This window comes from Amycolatopsis sp. SID8362, from assembly GCF_010550475.1.
Lineage (GTDB): Bacteria > Actinomycetota > Actinomycetes > Mycobacteriales > Pseudonocardiaceae > Amycolatopsis > Amycolatopsis eburnea.
On record NZ_JAAGNB010000161.1, the window covers coordinates 1 to 2,030 of the forward strand.

A 2,030-nucleotide genomic window follows, 5' to 3' on the forward strand; every position below is an offset into this window, starting at 1 on the left:
CGCGCCCAGCGCCCGCTCGAACGCGTCGTACCCGCTACGCGCGTAAGCATCCATCGCCGCTGCGTACGCCGCCCGGGGCAGCCGCAGCTGGTCGCCCGGGCCCGGCGGCTGCTCACCCAGCATTCGCACCACCGCGGGCACCAAGCCGTCCGGGCGGACCGGCTCGAGGACCAGGTCGCGTTCGTCGAGCACGGCGAGCACGCCCGCCGCGTCCCGGACCGCCGCCAGCAGCCGCCACGGCGCCTCGCCGAGCACCAGTGCATCGACGCTCAGCATCGGCGAACCCAGCACCGTGAACAGGTCGGCCAGCTCCGGGGCGACGTCGTCGCCGTCGGTGAGGCCGGCTTCGGCGAGGCTCGCGAAGACGCGGACGCCCAGGTCGTCGCGCTCGGCGTGGGTGCGGCCGTGCGCGGGCACGTCGAACGGGTGCGGTGGCGGCCCGCCCGGTCCCAGGTCCGCCCAGAGGAGATCGAATTCGAGATGCGACAGGACTACCCCCGCCGCCGTCGTGGTGCGGCGCGCCACGGTCCCCCTTCCCGTCGTGGGCGGCCGCCGTCGGGCACGATGGTGCCGATGGCCGAGCCGTACCCGGTGGACGTACCCGCGAGCGGGTACCTCGTCGTCCGCGCTTCGGGCGCGGCGGCGGCGCGGGCGGCGATCCTCGGCGGCGCCGCCGGTGCCCCCGAAGACATCCAGCTGCTGCTCCGCTGCCCGGTGCCGAAAGCGGTCGCCGAGTCCGGGGCGAAGCTGACGTTCGCCGACGCGACGCTGCACCTGCTGCCCTCCGACCGCGGGGTCGTCATGCTGACGGTCGCGGCGGCGAAGCTGTCGATCTCGTTCGCCGAGCTGCGGCCGCTGATGTTCCGGCCGGTCGAGGTCGAGGCGCCGCTGCGAGCGCTGTTCGCGAGCGCGGTGGCGCACGTGCTGGCGGCCGGGCCGCGGCTCGACCCGCACGGGCTGGCCCACCACCTGCTGGGCCTGGCCGAACTGGTGCTGCGGAGCGCGCTGCGCGTCGAGCTCGACCGGGTCGACGCGCTCGCGGCACGGCGGCGCGAGGCGCTGGAGTACATGCGCGCGCACCTGGCCGACCCGTCGCTGACCGCGGACAAGATCGCCGAAGCGCTGTACATCTCGCGGCGCCGGCTGTACCAGCTGTTCGACGACGGCCAAGGCGTCTCCGAACGGCTCAAGGGCCTGCGGGTCGAACGTGCGAAGGCCGTGCTCGCCGACCCCGCCAAAGCGGGCCGGGGGATCGCGGAAGTCGCGCGGGACTGCGGGTTCACCAGCGCCCCGCACTTCTCGCGGACGTTCCGCCGGGCGACCGGGCAGACCCCGCGCGAATACCGGGAGCGGGCGCTGCGGGGGTGAGGTCGACGCCGGCCACGAGCGTCCCGGCCAGCCCGGCGACCTCCAGCCAGCCCCGGCCGCCGGGGGAGTGCAGGGTGAACACCGCCGCGCGCGGGCGGTCCGGGTCGAGCACGAGGGCCTGCAGCTGCGCGCCGGACAGGCCGATCCGCTCGACGATCACCACCGGGTAGCCGCGGCCGGTCCGCGCGCTGCTCACCTCGCGCAGGCCCGGGGTCGTGTCCGCGACGAAGTGCCGCAGGTCCGCGGCTTCTTCGAGCGGGACGTCCACCGGGACGACGCCGGCGATCAGCAGTGCCGGGTCCGCGTCGCGGTGCTCGACCAGCGCCAGCAGGCCCGCTCGCTGCTCGTGGGCGATTTCCGCGGACTGCACGGCGGCCGCTTCGAGACCGAGGTCGCGGGCGGCGCCGGGGCCGCGCAGCCGCGCCATGAGCGCGTGCAGCTCGGCCGTGGTGCGCTCGACCGAGTCCAGGTTCACCGGGGTGATCCCCGGTACGGCGGGCAGTTTCACCGGCCACCCAGCGCGGCGGCGAACGCGGACACGGCACCCGGCGGCGGTGTCACCGGGTGCACCGGCGTGCGCGCGACGGTCACGCCCAGCTCGCGTCCGGCGGCCGAGAACGACTCCAGATGTGTGGCCAGGCCCCGGAAATCGGGCGCGGCCG

Annotated in this window: 3 protein-coding genes; 1 reads left to right on the forward strand and 2 read right to left on the reverse strand. The window is 75.9% G+C overall.

Annotated features, from left to right (window positions below; genetic code table 11):
- Window positions 1-525: ESX secretion-associated protein EspG (locus tag G3I65_RS05860; RefSeq protein WP_160695195.1), on the reverse strand; the 525-nt coding region annotated here is incomplete at its 3' end.
- A gap of 48 nt (window positions 526-573) precedes the next feature.
- Here G3I65_RS05860 and G3I65_RS05865 point away from each other — a divergent pair.
- Window positions 574-1,368 carry an AraC family transcriptional regulator gene (locus tag G3I65_RS05865; RefSeq protein WP_160695196.1) on the forward strand — a complete coding sequence of 265 codons (795 nt, stop codon included), beginning with the start codon at window positions 574-576 and terminating at the stop codon, window positions 1,366-1,368.
- Here G3I65_RS05865 and G3I65_RS05870 read toward each other — a convergent pair.
- The gene (locus G3I65_RS05870; RefSeq protein WP_160695197.1) at window positions 1,280-1,876 is read right to left on the reverse strand and encodes a hypothetical protein; all 597 of its coding nucleotides are present in this window, start codon (window positions 1,874-1,876) and stop codon (window positions 1,280-1,282) included. The genes G3I65_RS05865 and G3I65_RS05870 overlap by 89 nt on opposite strands.
- Window positions 1,877-2,030: the final 154 nt, after the last annotated feature.

Excerpts from the sequence above, each read along its gene's own strand:
- G3I65_RS05865 (WP_160695196.1), top strand. The coding sequence starts at position 574 with ATGGCCGAGCCGTACCCGGTGGACGTACCCGCGAGCGGGTACCTCGTC.